The organism is Phyllobacterium sp. (genome assembly GCF_037994405.1).
Taxonomy (GTDB): domain Bacteria; phylum Pseudomonadota; class Alphaproteobacteria; order Rhizobiales; family Rhizobiaceae; genus Phyllobacterium.
The window spans coordinates 1-4,052 of the sequence record NZ_JBBNAN010000121.1 but is presented as its reverse complement, the minus strand read 5'-3'; the positions used below and the strand labels follow the sequence as shown (position 1 = coordinate 4,052).

3 protein-coding genes are annotated in these 4,052 nt (G+C 58.2%); all 3 read left to right on the top strand.

What is annotated here, in order from left to right:
* Nucleotides 1-604: 604 nt before the first annotated feature.
* From AAAC48_RS07570 to AAAC48_RS07560, 3 genes are read left to right on the top strand one after another with little or no spacing between them, the layout of a single operon-like run.
* On the top strand, nucleotides 605-1,282 hold the full coding sequence (locus AAAC48_RS07570) for a response regulator transcription factor (protein ID WP_340653600.1): 678 nt from the start codon (nucleotides 605-607) through the stop codon (nucleotides 1,280-1,282).
* A complete protein-coding gene (locus AAAC48_RS07565; protein ID WP_340653599.1) occupies nucleotides 1,272-2,672 on the top strand; it encodes a sensor histidine kinase in 1,401 nt (466 codons plus the stop codon). The genes AAAC48_RS07570 and AAAC48_RS07565 overlap by 11 nt, the downstream gene beginning before the upstream one ends.
* A complete protein-coding gene (locus tag AAAC48_RS07560) occupies nucleotides 2,669-3,766 on the top strand; it encodes an ABC transporter substrate-binding protein (protein WP_340653598.1) in 1,098 nt (365 codons plus the stop codon). Before AAAC48_RS07565 ends, AAAC48_RS07560 begins: the two co-directional genes overlap by 4 nt.
* Nucleotides 3,767-4,052 lie beyond the last annotated feature (286 nt).

The window sequence follows — 4,052 nt, the reverse complement described above, 5'->3', positions numbered from 1 at the left end:
TTTGGCTTCAGTACGGTGGACTTCTACATTTAAAGGGTAGTTTCAACTTTGGGGAATTTTGCCGCCTGTTGTAGCATTCGAAACTTTGAAACGTTGATTGAAATAAAAGGGCAATCTATCGGCCTGTTACGCCGGACGCTTAACCGGTCGTTATCTCGAATCGAGTTTACAGTATTTTTTCGGTTTGGTCTCACGCAAATGGCACGGACGCCACCCGACCGTACCATTTCAAGCTCCCATTTTATGTGTCGTTCAAGATCGAAAGCCCGCCGGCTATGCACCGCCAGTCCGGGTTAAATTCATGATGAGGGCAATGCAAAGCGCCTAAACCATATCGCTTCACCTTAAAGTTCTGAAAGCAAGGCCTTTGCTCAAGGGTGAGGGAGGCCCATCTTCCCCGATGCACCGGCTGGCTCGGTGCTTCTTGTTCTGCTCTCAAAACTGGATACCGCTTCCATTCAGCGCCCGGCGCAGCCAAATCAGCAACGAACGCTGGGTTGAATTCATACGTGCCCGATGGCTCGCGCGGTTGTGAGAGCCTCTCAGCTGATCCAACATCGTCATACTGTTTGCGAGCGTTGATGTTTCGTGCCAATGAAACGCCATGCGTATATTGCTCGTAGAAGACACGCACGATGTGGGGGAAGCCATCTGCAAACGTTTCGAGGCGACTGGCCATGCCGTCGACTGGGAAACCAATGGCCGTGATGCAGCCGAGATTATCGACTTCACCGAATATGCGCTGATCATCCTCGATGTCATGCTGCCCGGCATGGACGGTTTTGAAATCCTCAAGCACATCCGCAAGTCCGGTAATGCGGTTCCCGTTCTTGTCCTGACAGCGCGCTCGGAAATCGACGACCGCGTCGGCGCGCTCGACCTTGGTGCGGACGATTATCTGGTCAAGCCCTTTGACTTCCGCGAACTTGAAGCGCGGGCTCGTGTCCTCATGCGCCGGCGTACCGGCGGTGAGGCCACCAATCTGATAAAATGCGGGGATATCGCCGTCGACCGAGCGGCGCGGTCCGTGCATGTCGGCAAGCGCGAGGTGCAGCTGAAGCGGCGCGAACTCACCCTGCTGGAGGTTCTCGTGGCGCGCCCCGGGCGTGTCTTCAGCAAGGATGAACTGCTCGACCAGATATTCGGTTTTGATGAAGCCGCAAATGCCAATGCGATCGAACTCTATATCGGCCGCTTGCGCAAGAAGCTGGAGGGCGCCAGGGCGCGTATCGTGACGGTGCGCGGTCTCGGCTATCAGCTGGTATCCGACGATGCGCCCTGAAAGCAAAAAAAAAGAACCATCGCTTTTCGCGCGCCTTGCCCGGCGCATTTCCGTTGTGCTTGGCATTGGTGCTGCCTTGCTCGTCACAGCCGCCTGGTATTATGCGGAGACTGCGGCCAACAAGGCCTATGACAGGCTGCTCGTGGGTGCGGCGTTGCAGATGGCCGAGAGCCTTTCGGTGGAGGATGGCACGCTCACCGTGCGCTTGCCGACGTCAGCATTTGAACTTCTCGGCCTCGCGGAACGCGACAGGATCTTTTATCGCGTGATCGATACACATGGTCAGACACTGACTGGTTATGACGATCTGCAGAGCCCGACGCCGCTTGACGATGATCGTGATGTGTCGAGTGTGGAAGAGGGGGTCTATAAGGGTGAGCCAGTACGCATCGCCCGGGCAACGCGCGTCCTTGCCGACCCCGCGGTATCAGGCGAAGCCTATGTAATTGTCGCGCAGACCAACGAGGCGCGGTCAGCTTTGACGCGCGAATTGACACTGCGTGCGACGATCCTCGTTTTCGTCATGAGCCTCCTGGCTTTCGTTGGCGCTATGCTCGCCATACGCTATGCGCTGCAGCCGGTGGAGCGGCTGGGAACAGCCGTCCGCCGCCGCGACCCGCACGATTTGACGCCGGTTTCGGTCGATGTGCCGCGCGAACTCGATCCCTTTGTTGGTTCGATCAATCATTTCATGGGCCGGTTGAACGAACGCGTTGATCTCTTGCAGCGCTTCATTGCCGATGCTGCCCACCAGATACGCACGCCACTCACGGCACTCTCGGCGCAGATCGATCTGCTTGGGGCCGACAAGCTCGACAAGGCGGGGCGTCAGCATTACGAGCGCGTGCGGGAGCGGACCGGAGAACTCGCGCGTTTGACCAATCAGCTGCTCAGCCATGCCATGGTGATCCACCGCGCCGACTCCGTCCAACTGGAGCCGATCAGCCTGGTCGATGTGGCAAGGCGCGCCTATCGCGCTGCTATCCCGATCACCGTCGATCCCGACATCGTCATTTCATTCGAGGCACCGGATGATCGCCCCTTTGTGCTCGGCGACGCGGTCAGTCTGCGTGAAGCCATTGTCAATGTGATCGACAACGCCTTGCGGCATGGCGCCGATCAGCGCCTGGAGGTGCGCGTTGGCGCAAACGGTACGCAAGCTTTTGTCGAAGTAGAGGATGACGGTCCGGGTATTCCTCCCGAAGGCTGGGAGAAGGCAACGCAGCGCTTTGCCACATCAAAGTCGCATGAAGGAAGTTCCGGGCTCGGCTTTGCCATTGCCCAGGAAGTGGCGAGCGCCCATGGCGGCAGCTTGAGCTTCCGGGCGCGTGATGAAAGAGGATTTACGGTCGTGCTGACCTTGCCGCTCTACAAAGGTGAGCCGAAATGATCCGGGCATGCCTCGCCATAATAATAGCTATGTTGGTCGGCTCGCAGTCCTTTGCTGCCGAGGACAACAAAACGCAGTTTCCGGCGCTTCAGACCGAGTCTGGCAGGCTGACGATCTATTCGACGACGGACCTAGCGGCGATGAAACCGCTGATCGAGGATTTCCAGAAATCATCGCCTGATGTAGCGATCGACTATATCGAATATTTGACCAATGAACTGAATGCCCTGGCCAGCGAAGCCTGCCGCAAGGGAGAGCCGCTTGGCGATCTGCTTCTCTCGTCGTCGGTCGACCAGTTGCTCAAGCTCGCCAATGATGGCTGCGCCGCCGCCCATACCTCGCCTGAGACCGCCCGCGTTGCCGACTGGGCGAATTGGCGCGACGAGGTCTTCGGCTTCACCTACGAGCCGGCCGTCTTCGTTTACAACACCCGGCTGGTACCGCCGGCCGAGGTGCCCCGCACCCATGTCGAACTTGCGGACCTCTTGCGCGAGCGCCTCGATTATTATCGTGGCCGTGTCGGCACCTATGATATCCGTCTTTCTGGCATCGGTTATCTGCTCGCCTTCAACGATGCACGCCAGACCACAACGGTCTTCGGCCGCTTGCTGGAAAGCATGGCGCGAGCGTCTGCTGTGGCGCGCTGCTGTACCGGCGAGATTCTGGAAGAGGTTGCAAAAGGCAATCTTTATATTGGCTATAACATGCTTGGCTCCTATGCCTATGATGCGGCACTGCGTCATCCGGAACTGCGCGTAGTGGTGCCCCGCGACTATACGCTGGTCTTGAGCCGCGGAGCGCTCATCCCGAAGGGCGCCAGGAAGGCCGATCTCGGCGCGCGTTTCCTCGATTATCTTCTGTCCGAACGGGGCCAGTCGATCGCCCGCACGAACGCCTTCTATTTCACCGAGACGGGTGGTTTGCCGCCGGATGTCGACGGCCCGCAGAACTTGAAGGAGTCCGGCATTGCCCAGCCGATCCGTATCGGGCCAGCACTGCTCGCCGTCCAGGACCGGGCACAACGCCAGCGCTTCATCGAGGACTGGTCACGATCCCTGATTGAACTAAACAGTCCGGCCTGGACGCGGGAATAGCGAATTTGCTTTTTGAACGGGCCGAGCCATTTCCCCGAAAGTTCTTGCGCAGGAATGTTCAAAATCTGCAAAAGGAACACCGATTCTTACACAAGAACAGGCGATTTTCGCACGGGTTCTTCAACCTGACCGCGAAAAATGGTTGTGACGAGGCGAGCTAGTCTAAGTCTAGAAGAGTGAGCCCTGCGACCCGCTCGGAACCGTCGGCTTCTTGGCAGGCGCAGAGCGCTCGATCTTCGGCCGTGATGGACGCTCACTGGCCTCTTTTGCCACTGCCTCCACATCC